18 protein-coding genes and 1 riboswitch are annotated in these 18,205 nt (G+C 67.0%); of the genes, 7 read left to right on the forward strand and 11 right to left on the reverse strand.

The features are described from left to right. Positions 1-115: 115 nt before the first annotated feature. Positions 116-311: riboswitch (cobalamin riboswitch) on the reverse strand. 36 nt (positions 312-347) lie between these two features. From cobS to cobU, 3 genes are read right to left on the reverse strand one after another with little or no spacing between them, the layout of a single operon-like run. Then, on the reverse strand, positions 348-1,085 hold the full coding sequence (cobS, locus tag CLN94_RS07230; protein WP_096432637.1) for an adenosylcobinamide-GDP ribazoletransferase: 738 nt from the start codon (positions 1,083-1,085) through the stop codon (positions 348-350). Next, the gene (cobT, locus tag CLN94_RS07235) at positions 1,082-2,098 is read right to left on the reverse strand and encodes a nicotinate-nucleotide--dimethylbenzimidazole phosphoribosyltransferase (RefSeq protein ID WP_096432639.1); all 1,017 of its coding nucleotides are present in this window, start codon (positions 2,096-2,098) and stop codon (positions 1,082-1,084) included. The genes cobS and cobT overlap by 4 nt, the downstream gene beginning before the upstream one ends. Further along, positions 2,082-2,606 (reverse strand): bifunctional adenosylcobinamide kinase/adenosylcobinamide-phosphate guanylyltransferase, encoded by a 525-nt coding sequence (gene cobU, locus CLN94_RS07240; protein WP_096432641.1) that lies wholly within the window; start codon positions 2,604-2,606, stop codon positions 2,082-2,084. The genes cobT and cobU overlap by 17 nt, the downstream gene beginning before the upstream one ends. Positions 2,607-2,651: 45 nt before the next feature. Here cobU and CLN94_RS07245 point away from each other — a divergent pair, with 45 nt between their 5' ends. From CLN94_RS07245 to cobD, 4 genes are read left to right on the forward strand one after another with little or no spacing between them, the layout of a single operon-like run. Continuing rightward, the gene (locus tag CLN94_RS07245) at positions 2,652-3,260 is read left to right on the forward strand and encodes a histidine phosphatase family protein (RefSeq protein ID WP_096432643.1); all 609 of its coding nucleotides are present in this window, start codon (positions 2,652-2,654) and stop codon (positions 3,258-3,260) included. Beyond that, positions 3,257-4,063, forward strand: a complete 807-nt coding sequence (locus CLN94_RS07250; protein ID WP_096432645.1) for a GHMP family kinase ATP-binding protein — start codon at positions 3,257-3,259, stop codon at positions 4,061-4,063. Before CLN94_RS07245 ends, CLN94_RS07250 begins: the two co-directional genes overlap by 4 nt. Continuing rightward, the gene (gene cbiB / locus CLN94_RS07255; protein WP_096432647.1) at positions 4,060-4,998 is read left to right on the forward strand and encodes an adenosylcobinamide-phosphate synthase CbiB; all 939 of its coding nucleotides are present in this window, start codon (positions 4,060-4,062) and stop codon (positions 4,996-4,998) included. Before CLN94_RS07250 ends, cbiB begins: the two co-directional genes overlap by 4 nt. A 6-nt stretch (positions 4,999-5,004) precedes the next feature. Next, positions 5,005-6,000 carry a threonine-phosphate decarboxylase CobD gene (cobD, locus tag CLN94_RS07260; RefSeq protein ID WP_096432649.1) on the forward strand — a complete coding sequence of 332 codons (996 nt, stop codon included), beginning with the start codon at positions 5,005-5,007 and terminating at the stop codon, positions 5,998-6,000. On the opposite strand, the gene CLN94_RS07265 is transcribed toward cobD, so the two are convergent. The 8 genes from CLN94_RS07265 to CLN94_RS07300 all read right to left on the reverse strand — a co-directional run bounded on the left by CLN94_RS07265 (position 5,980) and on the right by CLN94_RS07300 (position 15,474). After that, a complete protein-coding gene (locus tag CLN94_RS07265; RefSeq protein ID WP_096432651.1) occupies positions 5,980-7,425 on the reverse strand; it encodes a cobyric acid synthase in 1,446 nt (481 codons plus the stop codon). The genes cobD and CLN94_RS07265 overlap by 21 nt on opposite strands. Next, positions 7,425-8,042 (reverse strand): cob(I)yrinic acid a,c-diamide adenosyltransferase, encoded by a 618-nt coding sequence (gene cobO / locus CLN94_RS07270; RefSeq protein ID WP_096432653.1) that lies wholly within the window; start codon positions 8,040-8,042, stop codon positions 7,425-7,427. Before cobO ends, CLN94_RS07265 begins: the two co-directional genes overlap by 1 nt. 60 nt (positions 8,043-8,102) lie before the next feature. After that, complete coding sequence (locus CLN94_RS07275; protein ID WP_096432655.1) at positions 8,103-10,334, reverse strand: PAS-domain containing protein; 2,232 nt, start codon at positions 10,332-10,334, stop codon at positions 8,103-8,105. After that, entirely contained in the window at positions 10,331-11,512 is a 1,182-nt protein-coding gene (locus CLN94_RS07280; RefSeq protein ID WP_096432657.1) for an FIST N-terminal domain-containing protein, read from the reverse strand. The genes CLN94_RS07275 and CLN94_RS07280 overlap by 4 nt, the downstream gene beginning before the upstream one ends. A 31-nt stretch (positions 11,513-11,543) precedes the next feature. Next, positions 11,544-12,254 (reverse strand): response regulator, encoded by a 711-nt coding sequence (locus CLN94_RS07285; protein WP_096432659.1) that lies wholly within the window; start codon positions 12,252-12,254, stop codon positions 11,544-11,546. A gap of 167 nt (positions 12,255-12,421) precedes the next feature. After that, positions 12,422-14,191, reverse strand: coding sequence for a PQQ-dependent methanol/ethanol family dehydrogenase (locus CLN94_RS07290; RefSeq protein WP_096432661.1), 1,770 nt, complete (start codon positions 14,189-14,191; stop codon positions 12,422-12,424). Between the two features lie 207 nt (positions 14,192-14,398). Then, positions 14,399-14,779: a c-type cytochrome gene (locus CLN94_RS07295; RefSeq protein ID WP_096432663.1), complete on the reverse strand. Its 381-nt coding sequence runs from the start codon at positions 14,777-14,779 to the stop codon at positions 14,399-14,401. A 149-nt stretch (positions 14,780-14,928) separates the two neighbouring features. After that, positions 14,929-15,474, reverse strand: a complete 546-nt coding sequence (locus tag CLN94_RS07300) for a tetratricopeptide repeat protein (protein ID WP_096432665.1) — start codon at positions 15,472-15,474, stop codon at positions 14,929-14,931. A gap of 166 nt (positions 15,475-15,640) precedes the next feature. Between CLN94_RS07300 and CLN94_RS07305 the strand changes: the two genes are divergently transcribed. Genes CLN94_RS07305 through CLN94_RS07315 form a run of 3 tightly spaced genes read left to right on the forward strand, consistent with a single transcriptional unit; the run spans position 15,641 to position 18,205 of the window. Continuing rightward, the gene (locus tag CLN94_RS07305) at positions 15,641-16,813 is read left to right on the forward strand and encodes an ABC transporter substrate-binding protein (RefSeq protein WP_096432667.1); all 1,173 of its coding nucleotides are present in this window, start codon (positions 15,641-15,643) and stop codon (positions 16,811-16,813) included. After that, positions 16,810-17,769 carry a YVTN family beta-propeller repeat protein gene (locus CLN94_RS07310; protein ID WP_096432669.1) on the forward strand — a complete coding sequence of 320 codons (960 nt, stop codon included), beginning with the start codon at positions 16,810-16,812 and terminating at the stop codon, positions 17,767-17,769. Before CLN94_RS07305 ends, CLN94_RS07310 begins: the two co-directional genes overlap by 4 nt. A gap of 7 nt (positions 17,770-17,776) precedes the next feature. Further along, on the forward strand, positions 17,777-18,205 hold the full coding sequence (locus tag CLN94_RS07315) for a hypothetical protein (protein WP_096432671.1): 429 nt from the start codon (positions 17,777-17,779) through the stop codon (positions 18,203-18,205).

An 18,205-nucleotide genomic window follows, 5' to 3' on the forward strand; every position in this document is an offset into this window, starting at 1 on the left:
TCCAAAACCCCGGTGAACGGGGCCAAACAGTGAATGATCTGGAAGGGGGACTCCCTCCGCAGACGGTGACATCACCTCTGCGGATGCTCCGCCGCCCGTGCGCGCCCCGCGCCGGACAAGGGTGATCGCTGCGGCAGGTCTCCTGGCTTGCGGGTCGTCGATCAGGCGGCCTTCCCGGGTTTCCCCAGTGGCATGTCGCCGTCACTCACCGCTTACAGTTGCGGGGGCAGCCTCGGACTTGCCCAAAGATGGGCGCACCGATGTTCCCTTGAACCGGCACGAATGCCGGAGCCGTAGCGCCCCCGCTCTAGCCAGAGCGGGGCAGAGTCGTCAAGGAAAATGCCCGCTCAGGCCGCTTGCGCCGCCAGAACCAGCCAGATTGCGGTCTCGGAGAGGATCTGCGCGGCGCCCAGCACATCGCCGGTCTGCCCGCCAAGGCGGCGTTTGGCGCTAAGGCCGACAAAGCCGGCCGCAAGCCCGCCCGCGACCAGCGCAGGCAGCCCCGCACCGCCCACGATCAGCATCAGCGCAACGCCCAGCACCGCGCCCGGCACAAGCACCGCCCCCGCGCGCCCCGCCGCCAGCCGCCCCATGCCATCGGCCCGCGCGGGCGGCAGCCAAACCAGCAGCACGAGCATCGCGAACCGGCTCAGCCCGCCCGCCAGCAGGAAGGCAGCGAAATCGGCTCCCGCCTGCGCCATCGCCAGAACCTGCGCCGCGCTCACCACGATCAGCGCCACGACGCCGTAACTGCCGATCCGCGAGTCGCGCATGATCTCAAGGCGCCGCGCCCGGTCGCGCCCGCCGAACCCGTCGGTGAAATCGGCCAGCCCGTCCAGATGCAGCCCGCCCGTCACCAGCGCCAGCGCGCCAAAGGCCAGCACCGCCGCGAGCTCCGCGCCAAGCCCGACCTGCCGCGCCAGCGCAAATGCCGCCCAGCCAAGCACCCCGGTCAGCACCCCCACCAGCGGAAAGGCCCATCGCGCCGCCTCAAGCCCCGGCACGGGCTCGGCCAGCTGCCCCGCGGGAACCCGCGTCAGCAGCATCAGCGCAAGCCGCGCCTCGGACAGGCGGCGCGCGATCATGCGTCGGAGACCCCCGCCTCGGCAAAGGTCGCCATGCCGTTGTGGCATTCGAGCGCCGCGCGCAGGATGCCAAGCGCCAGCGCGGCGCCCGAGCCTTCGCCAAGCGCCATGCCCAGGGACAGGATCGGCGCCTTGCCGATCGCATCGAGCAGCTTGGCATGGCCCGGCTCGGCGCTGACATGGCCGATGAGGCAATGGTCCAGCAGCGCCGGGTCGAGGGTGAACAGGGGCGCGACGGCGGCGGTGCAGATGAAGCCGTCCAGCAGCACCGGAATGCGCCGCGCGCGCGCCTCAAGCACCGCGCCGCAGAGCGCCGCCTGCTCGCGCCCACCAAGCGCCGCCAGCAACTCGAAGCCCAGAGCGCCTGCGTGTTTCGCGACGCCGCGCGCCACGACCTCGGCCTTGCGCGCGCGGCCCGCCGCATCCGAGCCGGTGCCGCGCCCGACCCAATCGGCCGCCGCGCCACCAAAGGCCGCATGCGCCAGCGCCGCCGCCACCGTCGAATTGCCGATGCCCATCTCGCCCAGCACCAGAACCTGGGCGTTGGCATCGACCACCGCCGCCCCACGGCGCAGCGCGTCGAGCGTCTCGGCGGCGCTCATCGCGGGGCCTTGGGTGAAATCTTCCGTGGGCCGGTCAAGGTCGAGCGCCACGACCGAGAGATCCGCGCCCGAGGCCCGGCACAGCTGGTTGATCGCCGCGCCACCGGCCTCGAAATTCGCCACCATCTGCACGGTAACTTCTTGCGGATAAGGGTTAACGCCCTGCGCGCAAACCCCATGATTTCCTGCAAAAACAACGGCCTGCGCATGGTTAATGCGCGGGCGGGCGTCGCCCTGCCAGGCCGCCATGAAACAGGCCAGGTCCTCCAGTCGTCCCAGCGAGCCCGGCGGCTTGGTCAGGCTCATCTGACGGTCCCGCGCCGCCGCTTCGGCGCCCGCATCGGCCTTGGGCAAGCCGGCAAGCGCCTCGGTCAGCGCGGCAAGATCGGTCACGTCAGAAAGAATGCTCATTCGGTTTCACCTTGATTGGATAGCCCGCGACGCAAAGAAAAACCGCCTCGCAGGCGCCCGCGACGGATTGATTGAGCCACCCCGCCGCGTCGCGGAACTCGCGGGCCAGCCTGTTCTCCGGCACGATGCCCGCGCCGACTTCATTGGTCACAAAAAGAACCGGCGCTTGCTGGCGCGAAAGCGCCACGACCAGCCGGTCGGCCTCGACGCGCCAGTCATGCCCGCCAAGCATCAGATTCGTCAGCCAGAGCGTCAGGCAATCCACCAGCCGCGGATCGCCACCGTCGCTGGCCTCAAGCGCGCCAACCAGATCGAGCGGCGCGGCGAGGTTGTGCCATTCCGGGCCGCGGCGCGCGCGATGCTCGGCGATGCGCGCCTCCATCTCGGCGTCATAGGCCTCCGCCGTCGCGATATAGACCGCCCGGCCCGTCGGCCGCAGCGCCAGACGCTCGGCCAGCGTGCTCTTGCCCGAACGCGCGCCCCCGGTGATCAGTATCGACTTTTCCATGGTCTCGTGAGAAAGCAAAATCGGAGTGGGAAGGGAAGAACGAATTTGGCACCCCCGACGACAGAGCGGCCGCAGCGCGCCGAACTGGTGCTGATCCGTCATGCACCGATCGCAGAGCCCGGGCGGCTTTGCGGGCGAACCGACCTGCCCGCGCGGATCGAGCCCGAGGCGATCGCGACCCTCGCCCCCGAGCTGCGCCAAATCTGCGCCCGCGTCGTCAGCCCCGCGTTGCGTTGCCGTCAGACCGCCAGCGCGATCTGGCCGAACGGCGCCCCGCCCGCCCAGGACGAACGGCTGTGGGAGCAGGCTTTCGGGATGCACGACGGGCTGCACTATGGCGAGCTGCCCGATCTGGGCGTGCTGAGCGATGCCGAACTAGCCGCGCATCGTGCGCCCGGCGGCGAGAGTTTTGACGATCTTTGTGCCCGCGTGACCCCGGCGCTGACGGCCTATGCGCTACTCGCGCTGACGCAGAATGCGCCGGTCGCGCTGGTCGTGCATGCCGGGGTGATCCGCGCGGCTCTGGCGACGGCGCTTGGCATCGGCCCCGCCGCCCTACGCTTCGAGATCGACCCGCTCTCGGTCACACGGCTGCGCGTGCTCGACCGCACCAACTGGTCGGTTTCCTGCGTCAACCGGACCCCCGCGCCATGACGGTTCTGGCACGTGCGGCGGGCCATTTCGGAGAATGGCTGCAAGGCCGGCTTGGCCCCGACGGGCCTGTGGCGCTAGTGACGCTTGCCTGTCCGGTGCTGGAGGCGCGCGTCCTCGACGAAGCCCCGGACAACCTTAACATCGCCGCGCAACACAATGTTAAGAAGGTAATTTCGGAATTTCTTGATAATCTTGGACTGACAGCCCCCGCGGCTTTCTCATTCGACCTCGACATGCCACTTGGCGCCGGAGCCGGCGCCTCGACCGCCGCTTTGGTGGCGCTGGCCCGAGCCGCCGGGTTTTCAGGCCCACCTGAAACCCTTGCCAAGGCCTGCCTGAGGGCCGAAGGCGCGACTGACCCGCTGATGTTTCCGCGCCCCGATGCGCTGCTTTGGGCCTCGCGCGAGGCACGCGTGCTTGAAACCCTGCCGCCACCGCCTGCCTGCGAGATCGTCGGAGGATATTGGGGCGATCACATTAAGACAGACCCGCAGGATGCTGTCTTCAGTGATATTTCAGACATTTTGAATGACTGGCGGGATGCCTGTTTCGCGCAAGATCTGGCGACCGTGGCCCAGCTCGCCAGTACCTCAGCTGAACGCTGCACCAGATTGCGCGGACCCGAAGACCCGATGGCCGAGCTTGCGCGCACCCTCGGAGCGCTGGGCCATGTCCGCGCCCACACCGGCTCCGCGCGCGGGTTGATCTTTTCGCCCGGAAACATCCCACCCAATGCAGTTTCTGTGTTAAACAACAGTGGCTTGCGAGTCGTTTTTAGCTTCCGAACAGGCATCACCACATGAGCTTCTCGGCACTCATGCTGATCGGGGCCGCGATCGACCTTGGCCTTGGCTGGCCCGCCGCGCTTTTTGCGCAGATCGGCCATCCGGTGACCTGGCTCGGTCGGCTGATTTCTGCCCTCGAAACGCGGTTGAATCGGGGCACGCGCGCCCGGCGTCTGTTCACCGGAGGCCTGACGGTGGGCCTCGTGTTGCTCTGCGCGACGCTTCCTGCGATGGCGATTCAGGCGGCCCTTCCCTCAGGGTGGCCCGGGCTGCTGCTGGGCGGTGTGCTGGCCTGGCCGCTGATCGCACTGCGCTCGATGCACGACCACGTCGCCGCCGTCGCCCGCCCTCTTGCGGTCGGCGACCTGGAGGCCGCGCGTCAGGCCGTTTCGATGATCGTCGGGCGCGACCCGAAGCGCCTTGATGCCGCCGGGATCGCCCGCGCCGCCAGTGAAAGCCTTGCCGAGAACAGCTCGGACGGGATTGTCGCGCCGCTGTTCTGGGGCGCCGTCGCGGGGCTGCCCGGGATCGCCGCCTATAAGGCGATCAACACGATGGACTCGATGATCGGGCATCGCAATGCGCGCTATGAGGCCTTTGGTAAAGTTGCCGCGCGGCTGGATGACCTTGTGAACCTGATCCCGGCGCGGTTGACGGGCGTGCTGTTCGCGCTGGCCTCGGGGCGGCAGGCGCCGCGCGCGCTGCGGGTGATGTTGCGTGACGCGGGCGCGCATCGTTCGCCCAACGCGGGCTGGCCCGAGGCGGCGCTCGCGGGCGGGCTGGGCGTGCGGCTTTCCGGCCCGCGCATCTATGACAGCGGCGCTACCGACGAGCCCTGGCTCAACCCCGGCGCGCCCGACCCCACGCCTGCCGATCTTACCCGTGCGCTCGCAACCTATCGCCGGGCCATGGCGCTGATGTTGCTTGCGCTTCTGGCGATTGCGCTGCACTAACCGGGCATGAGCCCGCAGACGCCCCCTCGCGATCACGGCGGCAATCTGGATGCCGCGATTGCCCGCCTTGGCGGCACACGCGCCGATTGGATCGACCTCTCGACGGGCATCAACCCGATCCCTTACCCGCTGCCGCCGATCCCGGCCGATGCCTGGGCCGCGCTGCCGCGCAAATCCGAGATGGCGGCCTTGGCGCTGGCCGCCGCGCGGGCCTATGGCACAGCGCTTGCGGTTGTGCCACTCGCCGGCGCTCAAAGCGCGATCCAGCTGGTGCCGCATTTACGAGTGCCGGGCTGCGCGCGCGTGCTGGCGCCGACCTATAACGAACATGCCGGCGCCCTGCGCGCGATGGGCTGGCAGGTCGAAGAGGTCGCGCAGCCCGAAGGCCTGGTAGGGGCCGATCTGGCCGTGGTGGTGAACCCGAACAACCCCGATGGGCGCACGCATGCGCCCGCCGATCTGCGGACGCTAGCGGGTCAGGTCGGGTTTCTGGTCGTCGATGAAAGCTTTGCCGATCCGGAGCCTCACCTGTCGCTTGCAAATACATCATATATACCAAGCAACGTCTTGATATTGAAGTCTTTTGGAAAGTTTTATGGCCTTGCCGGCCTGCGTCTTGGCTTTGCGCTGGCGGGCCCCGAGATCGCCGCGCGACTGCGCGATCTGGCGGGGCCGTGGCCGATCGCGGGCCCTGCAATCAGCGTGGCGATACAGGCACTGGCGGATGACGCCTGGAAGGCCGACACCATCGCACGGCTGGCGCGGGATGCGGCGCGGCTCGATGCGCTGGCGCTGGCGGAGGGCTGGGACGTCGTCGGCGGCACGACGCTGTTTCGTACCTACGCCACCCCCGACGCGCAATCCGCGCAAGAGCGCCTTGCGCGCGCCCGGATCTGGACGCGCATTTTTCCCTATTCAGCGCACTGGATCAGGCTTGGCCTGCCCGGCCCAGAGGTCGATTGGCTACGTCTTTCCAAGGCCTTAGCGGGCGAGCGCGAGTAGACCCGGAACGTCGAAATGCACCTCGAGATGATCGGCCAGCGCGTCAAGCGTGGCCTCGACCGCGGCCTCATAGGCAAGATCCGAAGCCTCCGCCCCCATCGTCGCTAGCCAGGCGCGGCGAAACCCGTCGTCTGAAAACATCCCGTGCAGGTAACTGCCCGCAACGCGCCCATCGGCCGACATCGCGCCCTCGGGCTGGCCGTCAATCTCCGCGAAGAGGCGCGCGCGATCGGCGCCCTCGGTGCGACCAATGTGGATTTCATAGCCGGAAAACGCCTGCCGCGAAGCCGCATGGATCGCGCGCACCTCGGTCAGGCGTTTGTCGCCCGTCATCACCGTATCAACCCGCAAAAGGCCAAGCCCCGGCGAGGTTCCGGGCGCGCCCTCAATCCCATCCGGGTCTGAGATAGTGGCGCCAAGCATCTGATATCCTCCGCAAATCCCAAGCACACGCCCGCCGCGCCGGTGATGCGCGATCAGGTCCACATCCCAACCCTGCGCGCGCAGAAACTCCAGGTCACCGCGTGTCGATTTCGTGCCGGGCAGGATCACCAGATCGGCATCCGCCGGGATCGGACGCCCCGGCCCCAGCATCGTCAGCCGCACGCCCGGCTCTTGTGCCAAAGGGTCGAGATCGTCGAAATTCGCGATCCGCGACAGGCACAGGCAGACGATGTGAAACGCGCCACCCCGTAGCGGACCTACAAGATCAACTGCATCCTCGGCGGGCAGTTTCCACGCATCGCGAAACCAGGGCGCGATTCCGAAACCGGGCCAGCCGGTCTGTTCCGCAATCAGTGCATAGCCGTCGTGGAACAGATTAACATCGCCACGGAACTTGTTGATCAAAAACCCTTTGATCATCGCATTGTCGGCAGGGTCCAGCACCGCCTGCGTGCCGACGATCTGCGCGATGACGCCGCCCCGGTCGATATCGCCCACCAGAACCACCGGGCAATCAGCGGCACGCGCAAAGCCCATGTTGGCGATGTCATTGGCCCGCAGGTTGACCTCGGCGGGCGAGCCCGCGCCTTCAACGATCACCAGGTCATGCGCGGCCTGAAGGTGGTGGAAACTCTCGAGTACCGCGCCCATCAGCCGCGGCTTCAGCGCGGCGTAATCGGCCGCCGCAGTCGAGGTCAGCCGCCGCCCCTGCACCACCACCTGCGCGCCGACATCGGTCTCGGGCTTGAGCAACACTGGGTTCATGTGAACGCTCGGACGCAGCCCGCAGGCGCGCGCCTGCAAGGCCTGCGCGCGGCCGATCTCGCCGCCATCCTCGGTCACGGCGGCATTGTTCGACATGTTCTGCGGCTTGAAGGGTGCGACGCTGAGGCCGCGCCGCCGTGCTGCCCGGCACAGACCCGCAACCAGCATCGATTTGCCGACATTCGAGCCCGTGCCCTGCAGCATCAGCGCGGGCATCAGAATTCCACGCCTTTCTGCGCCTTCACCCCGTCCTTGAACGGGTGCTTAACCAGCGTCATCTCGGTCACAAGATCCGCCGCCTCGATCAGATCGGGCGCGGCGTGGCGGCCGGTCAGGCAGACATGGGTCATCGCGGGTTTCTCGGCGAGCAGGAAATCCACCACCTCGTCGAGATCGAGATAACCGTATTTCAACGCGATGTTGATCTCGTCGAGCAGCACGAATTTATAGCGCGGATCGCGGATGATCTCCTTGGCCTGTTCCCAGCCGGCGCGGGCGGCGGCGATGTCACGCTCGCGGTCCTGGGTTTCCCAGGTAAAGCCTTCGCCGGAAATGACAAAACGGCATTCTTCGGGGAAGCGTTCCTTGAGCAGAAGCGCCTCGCCGGTCAGCCAGGTGCCCTTGATGAACTGCACCACGGCGCAGGGCATCCCATGCCCGATCGCGCGCATGATCATGCCGAATCCCGACGAGCTCTTGCCCTTGCCGTTGCCGGTATGGACGATGATCAGGCCCTTTTCCTCGGTCTTCGTGGCCATCAGCTTGTCGCGGGCGGCCTTGATCTTTTTCATCCGCTCGCGGTGGCGGGTGTTGATATCGGTTTCGTCGCTCATGGTCTCTCCTCTTCGCGCGTGTCCGGTTTGGCACAGCGCGCGGGGCGGCGCAATCGGCGCTCAGCTGACGGGGCCGAAGAGGAAGGTCGAAAGCGCGGCGGGCAGGATTGGCTTGGCAAGGATTTCGGCGCCAAGCACATCGGCGCGCGCGCGCATTTCCGGCGAGCGATCGGCGGTGACAAGCCGCGCGGGCAGGTCCGGACCGAAACGCGCGCGCAGGGCTTCGAGGCAGTCGAGCCCGTCCATCCCCTCGCCCAATTGATAGTCGATCAGGCAGCGGTCGGGGGCGATGCCCGTGGCCTCGACCAGCTCCAGCGCTTCTTCGCCCGAGGCGACATCGAGCACCGTCACCCCCCATTTTTCCAGAAGCTGCGCCATCGCGCGCGACAGCCCCTCGTCATTCTCGACCAGAAGCACCAGAAGCCCGCCCGGATAGGCACAGATCCCCGCCCCCATCGCCGTGCCCTGCTCGACCATCGGCGGGGCTTCGCGCGCGGGGCGCAGGCCCAGCGAAAAGGTCGAGCCGCAGCCCGGCGCGGAGCGCAGCGACAGCGGATGCCCCAGCAGCGAGGCCGCGCGTTCGACAATCGCCAACCCCAGCCCCATGCCTTCCGAGGCCGAGGCCTTGCCGTTCACGCGGTGAAATTCCTGAAAGATCAGATCCTGATCCGGCTCGGCGATACCCGGACCGGAGTCGCGCACCTCGGCCACCCAGAGCGGCCCGCGCCGGCGCAGCCCGACAAAGACGCGCCCCTTTTCGGTGTAGCGGATCGCGTTGGAGATCAGGTTTTGCAGGATGCGGCGCAGATAGGCGCGGTCCGAGAGCACGCTGGCCTCGACCGGGCGGATCACCAGCTCCAGCCCCTTGAGCGCGGCCAGCGGGGTGAATTCATCGCGCAATTGCCGGAACAAGGGTCCGAGCGCAATCGCCTCGACCGTGACCGAGGCATTGCCGGATTCGAGCCGTGAAATATCAAGGAGCGCGCCCAGGATCGCCTCGACCGAGCCAAGCGCGCTTTGCGCCTTGTCGAGCGTGCGCGCCGAAGATCCGCTCTCGATCTCGTCCGAGAGCGAGGCGAGGTAGAGCTTGGCCGCCGAGAGCGGTTGCAACAGGTCATGGCTGGCGGCTGCCACGAACCGCGCGCGCGAAGCATTGGCGCGCTCCGCCTGCGAAAGCGCGTCTTCGAGTTCGAGCGTGCGCTCCATCACCCGCGCCTCCAAGGTCTCATTCGCGCGCGACAGCGCCGCCAGCGCCGAACGCTCGGCCGAGACATCGTCGAGCGACATCACGAACCCGCCGTCTGGCAGTTCCTGCGCAAAGATCGCGTAGATCTGCGCGCCGCCTTCGCGTGTCACCTCGATCGAGAAATTCTCTTTCCGGCGCACCGAGCGCACCCAATCCGCCAGCCGATAGGCCGAAAGCCCGGGCGGGAACACAAACTGCCCCTGCACCTGTTCCAGAAGATGGTCGAAATGCATGCCTTCGCGCAGCCGCGTGCGCGGCAGCGTCAGCATCTCGGAAAGCCGCCCGTTCCACCCCAGAAGGTGCAGCCGCGCGTCGAAAATGCACACGCCCAGCCGCAGATGTTCGAGCGTCGCGCGCAGGATCTGCGCCTGATCGTCCAGCATCCGCCCGCGCGCGGCGCGCTCGGCCCGGATCAGGTCGGTCACCTCGGTCTGCAAGATCACCGTGCCGCCGTCGCGGGTGCGGTGTTCAGAAACCTGCACCCAGCGGTCGCGGCCCATCTTCTGGGTCAGGATGAAGTGATGCTCTTCATGGCGCCGCCGCCGCATCGCGATCCAGTCGGCGGGCGTCATCCCGTCGGCCATGCCCAGATGCATCGAGCCTGCCGCAAGGTCGAGATAGGATTCGAACGTCAGCCCCGGCACGAGATGGTCGCGAATATCGGGCAAGAGCGCGTTGAACCGCGAGTTGCACATCACCAGCACATCCTGCGCATCAAAGAGCGCAAAGCCCTCCTGCACGGTCTCGATCGCGGCGGCGAGGTTCTGGCGCGCGGCCTCTTTCTCGCGCGTGGCGTCAGCGAGCTGCGCGTTCGAGGCATTGAGCAGATCGAGCGCGCGTTCGAGGTCGCGGGTGCGCGCGCGCACCTGATCCTCGAGCATCGCGGCGCGCTGGAACTGCGCATAGGCCGCGCCGCGATCCTCGGTCATTTCCTCGGCATGGCGGATCAGCACCTCGGCGATGCGCAGCAATTTCTCGTTCTGGCGCGCGACGCTGTCGCCGGGCGCGATCAGCGCGCTGAGCGCGGGGGGCAACGGGCCGTTCATGCGACGCTCTCGGGCGGGTAGAAGGCGACGCCGGTCAGGGTCTGGTTGACATGCATCGCGCCGATCTGCTCGCCATAGGTCGAGAAGCCCGCGACCTGGTGGCGCGCGAGGATGCGCGAGACCTCGCCGGTCTTTTGCCGCCCCTCGGCCTCGATCCGGCGAAAGATGCAGTCAAACCCCAGGATCGCCGAGGGCGCGCGTTGCTGCGAGAGCCGCGCAAGCTCGGCCTCGAGATGGGTGGCGATGTCTTCGGGCTCGGCCAGTGTCAGCACCACGCCCTCGTCGATCGCGGCGAAGAAACACAGCGAATGATCGTCGCCCGCATGCTGGATCGCGCGCACATGGTGGCGCCCGCCCGCCCGCACCAGCACCGGATGCGCGGCGAAGACGACGCTCGAAAGCTGGTCGGCCGGCACGCCGACGAGGCGCGCATATTCCAGCGCGGCCGGCTCGTCATTGATCCGCGCGACGATGCGGTTGGCCGGATCGGCCGAGGTCACCACCATCCGCGCCTCGGAGGCATGCATGTGATCGAAGGAGAAGGACCGCGCCTCGCAGGCGCTGCGCAACAGGCAGAGCACAGCGGCATTTTCCAGAATGCGCCCGTCGCAGAACAGGAGCGTGCGCTCGAACGCGCCGCCATCGCCCGCCGAGCCCCCGACCATCGGCACCGGCCCAAGCCCGCCCGACAGCGCCGCGACCAGCGCGTCCTCCTGCCCCGACAGACCATCGACCAGAAGGATCGCGAGTTCATTGCGATGCTGCTCGGCGCGACGCGCGAGCGCCTGACGCGCGGTCAGCAGATCGGCGATCAGCGCACGGGTATCAAGCCGGTCGAGCCCCTCGATCACCAGCGTCTCGACCGCGAAGCCCGGCGCCGGGAAGGCGAAGGCCACGATCCGCCCCTGCACATAGCCCTCGCCGGTGATCTCGCCCGAGGTGGTGCAGCCGCAGATCGCCGCGCGCGGAAACCGCGCGCCCGCCTCGGACACCAGCGGCTCCAGCGGCAGCGCGGGCGTCACGAACAACAGCACCAGCGAAAACGGCCCCGGCCCCAGCGTCTCGGACAAGGCGCCCAGCGGGTCCGCGACATCGGCAGGCACGCAAGCGCGGCGCGGACAGAACGCCCGCGCCGTTTCCGAGTAACTCCCGGTGTCGGCTCTCTCCCTTTCGGTCACGCATTCCTCCTCTGAGTGACCCCCGGCTATCCTATCCCTCGCGCAGCCCCTCCGGCAATGGCCCCATCGCCTGCGCCTCGCGCGCGATCAGCACGGCCTGAGTGCGCGAATAGACCCCGAGCTTGCGCATGATCGCGGTGACATGCGCCTTTACGGTGGTTTCCGCGATCGACAGATCATAGGCGATCTGCTTGTTCATCTTGCCTTCGCAGATCTGCTCGAGGATCTTGGCCTGCTGCCGCGTTAGCTGGCTGACGCGCCGGATCGCCTCGTCCTGCGGGCTCATGCCATTGCCCTCGGCCAGCGCGTCGCCGGTGGATTCGGGCACGAAGATCTCGCCCCGCGCGATCACCGAAAAGGCAGTGCGGAACAGCTCGCGGCGCGAGTGCTTGGGCACGAAGCCCGCCGCCCCCGCCATGATCACCGAGCGGATCACCCGCGGCTCGTCGATCGACGAGACCACCACGATCGGGCGCTCGGGCGCGGCCTGCCGTAGCCGCATCAGCCCGTCGAGCCCGTTCACATCGGGCAGGTTCAGGTCGAGAATGATGACGTCGGGCGTGGCGCCTTCTTCGAGCCGGTCAAGCGCGACCTGAAGCCGGTCGGCATGCTCAACCGTCTCGATCCCGGCCACCGCCTGAAGCGTCATCGCCAGCGCATCGCAGAACAGCGGATGGTCCTCGACGATCAGCGCCGAGTGGAACTCCGCCTTGGTGCCGCTGAAGAGGGGCCGGTCTTGCATCTGCGTCCTCGTGAGGTTGATCTTTCTGTTCTCATGCTACTCCGGGCGGGGCTTGGGGCGATACTGTCCATAAGTCTAAGACCAGGAATTTCCGCCCATCGGCCTGCCGGAAACGAAAACAGGGCGCGGGTTTCCCCACGCCCTGTCCTGTCGCGCCGGTTGGAGGATCAGTTGGCCGAGGCCAGCTGGCGCGGGAGTTTGAAGGTCCAGACGGTGGCGCCCTGGTTCAGGTAGTTAACCTTCTTGGCCACTTCGCCACCCCAGAGCGGCACAGCGCCACCCCAGCCCGAGACCACCGAGACATATTGCTCGCCGTCCTGTTCCCAGGTGATCGGCTGGCCGACGATGCCCGAGCCGGTCTGGAACGACCACAGCTTTTCGCCGGTCTCGTCGTCGAAGGCGATGAACTCACCCTCGGGGGTGCCGGTGAACACAAGCCCGCCCGCGGTGGTCATCACGCCGCCCCAGAGCGGAGCCTCGTTCTTGAACTCCCATTTCACCTCGCCGGTCATCGGGTCCATCGCCTTCAGCGAGCCGATGTAATCCTCGAAAAGCGGCTTGATGGTGAAGCCCGCGCCCAGATAGGCCGCGCCCTTCTTGTAGGAGATCGGCTCGTTCCAGATGTCCATGCCCCATTCGTTCGAGGGCACGTAGAACAGGCCGGTCTTCTGGCTGTGCGCCATCGGCATCCAGTTCTTGCCGCCGAGGAACGAGGGCACCGCAAAGACCTGCTGGCCCTTGCCGCCTTCGGCCGCGGCATCGGGCGCGCCCGGACGGTTCTCTTCGTTGTAGATCGGGCGGCCGTTTTCATCGATGCCTTGCGCCCAGGTGATGTTCTTCACGAAGGGATGGGCCGAGATGAACTTGCCGTCTTCACGGTTGAGCACGTAGAAAAAGCCGTTGCGGTCGGCGGTGGCGAAGCGCTTGTTGCCGTCCTTGTCGACAAAGGCCACGACCTCGTTCACGCCGTCAAAGTCCCAGCCCTCGCGCGGCGTGGTCTGGAAGTGCCATTTGATCTCGCCGTTCTCGGGGTCGATACCGAGACGCGAGGCGGCATAGAGGTTGTCACCCGTGTTGCCTTCGACGGGCGTGCCCGCGTTGCGCAGATGCGAGTTCCAGGGTGCGGGGTTGCCCGCGCCAAAGACCAGCGTGTTGGTGTCGGCGTCATAGGAGCCGCCCAGCCAGGTCGCGCCGCCGCCGGTTTTCCACATATCGCCCGGCCAGGTCGCGTTCAGCGTGCCGGTCATCGTCGAGGGCTCGCCCTTGTAGGTGCCGACATGGCCTTCGATCACCGGACGGGTCCAGACCAGCTCGCCGGTCTCGGCGTCACGTGCCGCCACTTCACCGACGATGCCAAACTCACCGCCCGAGTTGCCGGTGATGACCAGACCGTTCACGATCAGGGGCGCCGCCGTGTAGGAATAGCCTTCCTTGTAATCGGCGATCTTCTTGTTCCATTTCACGTCGCCCGTCTTCAGGTCGAGAGCCACGATGCGCGCATCGAGCGTGCCGAAATAGATGTTGTCGCCATAGATCGCGCCGCCACGGTTGATCACGTCGCAGCAGGGCAGGATGCCCTCGGGCAGACGAGCATCGTATTGCCACAGCTCCTTGCCCGACTTCAGGTCGATCGCGAACATCCGCGAATAGGACCCGGTGACATACATCACCCCGTCATGCACCAGCGGCTGGCTTTCCTGGCCGCGCTGTTTTTCGCCGCCCATCGAGAAGGCCCAGGCCGGGACCAGGTTCTGGACGTTGTCCTTGTTCAGGATTTCGAGCGGGCTGAAGCGCTGCAGATCGCGCCCCATACCATTGGTCAGCACGTTCTCGGTGCTGGTCTGATCAGTGAGCAGGTCCTGCTCGGTCACACCGGCCTGAGCAACACTGCCCAGAGCGGTCATTGCCACGACAGTGGCCAAAACGAAACGGTTCATCGCTTCCTCCCCTTGTTCGGGCCACCGGCGGCAAAGGCCATGCCGGGGCTGTCCAAGAAGTATCGGCGCCGCGCCGCGGGCGTATATTGTCCATTGGTCTTACGACCCTGCCGGGGCGCCCTGACACGCGCCGGGCAGGCATGCGAAAGGGCGGCACGAAAGGTGCCGCCCTTGTCGAATGCCGGGGCCTTTTCGGAGACCCGCGCCTTACTTGAGGGTCGAGAGATAGGAGGTGATGAAATCCTGCACCGTCGGATCGGTGATGCCCACGTGGCGCATCTTGGTGCCCGGCACGAAGGCGTCGTTATCTTCCATCCAGGCCCGCAGCGCGCCCGTGGTCCAGACGAACCCCGCCCCGCCAAGCGCCTCGGAATAGTCATAGCCCTCGAAGACGCCCGCCTTGCGCCCGACGATCCCGTCAAGCAGCGGGCCATAGCTCGGGTCGGTCGCATCGACCGCGTGGCAGCGGCGGCATTGCGCGTCGAACAACGCCTCGCCCGCCTCCGCCTTCACCCGTTCGAAAGTGTCAGCCATCGCCGGCGCCGCCGCCAGCATCGCCAGAATTGCCGGTGCAATCAGTTTCTTCATCGCTCGTTCTCCTGTCGCTGAAGCTCGGCGCCAAGATCGCGCCCATCGCCCGCACCTTGCTTGACCTGCATCAACGGCGCCTTACGACTTTAGTCGCGAAACCCCCGAAATCAGGCCGATTTACGACCTATGGACAAGGCCCGCGCGGCTCAGGACAGCGGGATATAGCGCCATTCATCGGCGTCGGGCGTCACCTCGTCGAGGTCATAGCCCGCGCCCTGCAGCCGCCGCGCGACCGGCAACCCCGCCTCGGCCGCCCGGTCGATCAGCGCGCGCCCGGCCTCCTCGTCGCGCATCACGCCGCGCCCGCGCATCAGGTCGAGCCCGAAGTTGAACTGCCCGACCGGATCGCCCGCCTCGGCCGCGCGCCGATCCCATTCGGCGGCGGCTTTCGGGTTCATCGGCGCGCCAAGCCCGTTTTCATCGAGCTGGCTCATCCAGGTCATCGCCGCCGTCCAACCGTCATCGGCGCATTCCAGAAACAGATCGCGCGCCATCTCATGGCGGCCCGATTTGGTGATGAAATAGCCCGTTGCGCAGATCGCCATCGAGGTCTCGCCGCGCTCGATATTTTCCATCATGCGGTTGAGCGAAAGCTCCTCGCGGTTCAGATCGCCCAGTTGAGACAGATCCTCTTCGGCCATGGCGGGGCCGGCAAGCCCTGCGCAAAGGCATAGAAACATCAGCTGACGCATGATCTCCTCCCTCGATACGCGTTTCACAAAGCCTAGCACGGACCGGCTGGATTGCCGCGCAAGCTGTGGTCGCAAGGGGTGTTAGACATAGGTCGTATTGCGCCTGCGACCCCGCCCGCGCAGCATGGTTTTGCAGGGCTTTGCGCGCCCCGCAGCGGGAGGAATTATGCGCAAAATCACGATCTTCAGCGCCGTTCTTGCGGCATGTGCGGGCGTGGCGCAGGCCGAAGCCCTGCGCATCGACTGGCTGGAGCGGCTGGTAACGCCGCCGCCGGTTCTGTCGAATATGCAGGCCACACCCGATGATCTGGGCCACGCGGGCGTGGTGCTGGGGCTTGGCGATATCGCGACGACGGGGCGGTTTACCGGGCAGGACTATGAGCTGAGCAGCACGCGCATCGCCCCCGAGGATGATTTCCTGCCAGCCGCGCGCGCGCTTCTGGCGGATGGGGCGCGGGTGCTGATCGTGAAGGCCCCCGCCGAGGACCTGCTGGCGCTGGCCGATCTGCCCGAGGCCTCAGGCGCGCTGATCTTCAACACCGCCGCCCCCGAGGACGCGCTGCGCGGCACCGACTGCCGCGCGAACCTGTTGCACACGCTGCCCAGCCACGCCATGCGCGCCGATGCGCTCGCGCAGTTCATCGTACTCAAGCGCTGGGGCAAGCTGGTGCTGATCGCGGGCACGCATCCCGAGGATCAGGGCTTTGCCGCCGCACTCCGGAATTCGCTGGCGAAATTCGGGCTGACGCTCGGGGCCGAGAAGACCTGGGCCTATGACGCGAACATGCGCCGCGCGGCCGCCGCCGAGGTGCCGCTCTTCACGCAGGACCTGCCCGAGCACGACCTGTTGCTGGTGGCCGATGAGCTGGGCGATTTCGCGCGCTACATCGCCTATAACACCTGGTTGCCGCGCCCGCTCGCAGGCTCCGAAGGCGCGCAGCCCGTGGGCTGGGCGGGCGTTGTCGAGCAAAACGGCGCGGCACAGTTGCAAAACCGGTTTCGTGAATTGGCCGGGCGCGAGATGGCGCCCGAAGATTACGCCGCCTGGGCCGCGATCGCCGCGCTTGGCGAGGCCGCGACACGCGCAGGCGCCACCGATTCTGAGGCCCTGCGCGCCTATCTTCTGTCGGACCGGGCGCGGATCGGCGGCTTCCTAGGCCGCCCGCTGAGCTTTCGCGACTGGAACGGCCAGATGCGCCAGCCGATCCCGATCGTGACCGAACGCGCGGTGGTGGCGCTCGCCCCCTTCGAGGGGTTCCTGCACCCCGGGAGCGAGCTGGACACGCTCGGCAGCGACCGCCCCGAAACCGACTGCACCGCCTTTGGAGACCCGAAATGATCCGCGCGCTTTTGCTGACCACATTGCTGGCAGGCCCCGCCCTTGCTGACGAGATCTGGGTGACCAACGAGATGGACGACACCGTCAGCGTGATCGACGCAGAAAGCCTTGATGTAATCGCCACCTACCCGACCGGTGAACGCCCGCGCGGGGTGACCTTTTCGCGCGATTTCAGCCGGCTCTACATCTGCGCCTCCGACAGCGATGCGGTGCAGGTGATGGACCCGGCGACGGGCAAGATCCTGCACGAGCTGCCCTCGGGCGAGGACCCCGAGCAATTCGTCGTCGCCCCCGACGACCGGCTTTTGTACATCGCCAACGAGGATGACGCGATCACCACCGTGGTCGATACGCAAAGCCGCAAGGTGGTCGCGCAGATCGACGTCGGCGTCGAGCCCGAGGGCATGGGCATCTCGCCCGACGGGCGGCTGCAGGTGACGACCTCGGAAACCACCAACATGGCGCATTGGATCGACACCGAGACCCACAAGATCGTCGCCAATTCGCTGGTCGATCCGCGCCCTCGCCACGCCGAGTTCAGCCCCGACGGGCGCCAGCTTTGGGTGAGTTCCGAGATCGGCGGCACGGTCACGGTCTTCGACACCGAAACCAAGGCCGAAATTGGCAAGATCGGGTTCGCGCTGCCCAATATCCGCGCCGAAAAGCTGCAACCCGTGGGCATGGTGTTTTCGCCCGATGCGACCCGCGTCTTTGTCGCGCTGGGCCCGGCGAACCATCTGGCCGTGGTCGATGCGCAAAGCTTCGAGGTCGAGCGCTACATCCTCGTCGGGCGGCGCGTCTGGCACATGGCGATCTCGCCCGACCAGACCCGGCTTTTTACCACCAATGGCGTCTCGGGCGATGTGACGGTGATCGACCTCGCCACGCTCGAGCCGCTCAAAACCATCAAGGTCGGCCGCTTCCCCTGGGGCGCCGCCGCCCGCCCGACCCCGTGAGGCCCCTATGAAACACGCCATCCTTTGCGCCGCCCTTCTGTCCGCCCTGCCCGCCCTCGCCGACGATCACGCCGCCGCCCCAGCGGGGCTTCTGGCGGGCTCGAACAAGACTGATCTGCCCGAGGTGATCCTGTCTGTGGGCGAGCCTTTGGGTGGCCCCTGGACGCTGAACTCGGGGCAGTATTACGAGGTTGAAATCACCGCCGACGGATCGGGCGAAATCGGGCTGGAGGGCGCCGGGTTCTTTCGCGCGATCTGGGTCGATGAGGTGGTGATCGAGGGGCTGGAGGTTCGCCCCTACGGGCTGCATTCGATCGAATTCGACCGTGCGGGCACGATGGAGATCGGTTTTGTCGCAGTGAAACCCGGCCGTTACAGCCTCGCCCTGCCGGGCGCCAGCGGCCCCGACCAGCGGCTGGAGATCGTCATTGAATGA

Source organism: Pseudothioclava arenosa (genome assembly GCF_002358085.1).
Taxonomy (GTDB): Bacteria; Pseudomonadota; Alphaproteobacteria; order Rhodobacterales; family Rhodobacteraceae; genus Pseudothioclava; species Pseudothioclava arenosa.

Coding starts and splice junctions, on each gene's coding strand:
- CLN94_RS07275 (WP_096432655.1), bottom strand. CDS start 10,334: ATGAACGGCCCGTTGCCCCCCGCGCTCAGCGCGCTGATCGCGCCCGGC.
- CLN94_RS07295 (WP_096432663.1), bottom strand. CDS start 14,779: ATGAAGAAACTGATTGCACCGGCAATTCTGGCGATGCTGGCGGCGGCG.
- CLN94_RS07310 (WP_096432669.1), top strand. CDS start 16,810: ATGATCCGCGCGCTTTTGCTGACCACATTGCTGGCAGGCCCCGCCCTT.
- cbiB (WP_096432647.1), top strand. CDS start 4,060: ATGAGCTTCTCGGCACTCATGCTGATCGGGGCCGCGATCGACCTTGGC.
- CLN94_RS07290 (WP_096432661.1), bottom strand. CDS start 14,191: ATGAACCGTTTCGTTTTGGCCACTGTCGTGGCAATGACCGCTCTGGGC.
- cobO (WP_096432653.1), bottom strand. CDS start 8,042: ATGAGCGACGAAACCGATATCAACACCCGCCACCGCGAGCGGATGAAA.
- CLN94_RS07250 (WP_096432645.1), top strand. CDS start 3,257: ATGACGGTTCTGGCACGTGCGGCGGGCCATTTCGGAGAATGGCTGCAA.
- CLN94_RS07305 (WP_096432667.1), top strand. CDS start 15,641: ATGCGCAAAATCACGATCTTCAGCGCCGTTCTTGCGGCATGTGCGGGC.
- cobS (WP_096432637.1), bottom strand. CDS start 1,085: ATGATCGCGCGCCGCCTGTCCGAGGCGCGGCTTGCGCTGATGCTGCTG.
- CLN94_RS07300 (WP_096432665.1), bottom strand. CDS start 15,474: ATGCGTCAGCTGATGTTTCTATGCCTTTGCGCAGGGCTTGCCGGCCCC.
- cobD (WP_096432649.1), top strand. CDS start 5,005: ATGAGCCCGCAGACGCCCCCTCGCGATCACGGCGGCAATCTGGATGCC.
- CLN94_RS07265 (WP_096432651.1), bottom strand. CDS start 7,425: ATGCCCGCGCTGATGCTGCAGGGCACGGGCTCGAATGTCGGCAAATCG.
- cobU (WP_096432641.1), bottom strand. CDS start 2,606: ATGGAAAAGTCGATACTGATCACCGGGGGCGCGCGTTCGGGCAAGAGC.
- CLN94_RS07315 (WP_096432671.1), top strand. CDS start 17,777: ATGAAACACGCCATCCTTTGCGCCGCCCTTCTGTCCGCCCTGCCCGCC.
- cobT (WP_096432639.1), bottom strand. CDS start 2,098: ATGAGCATTCTTTCTGACGTGACCGATCTTGCCGCGCTGACCGAGGCG.
- CLN94_RS07285 (WP_096432659.1), bottom strand. CDS start 12,254: ATGCAAGACCGGCCCCTCTTCAGCGGCACCAAGGCGGAGTTCCACTCG.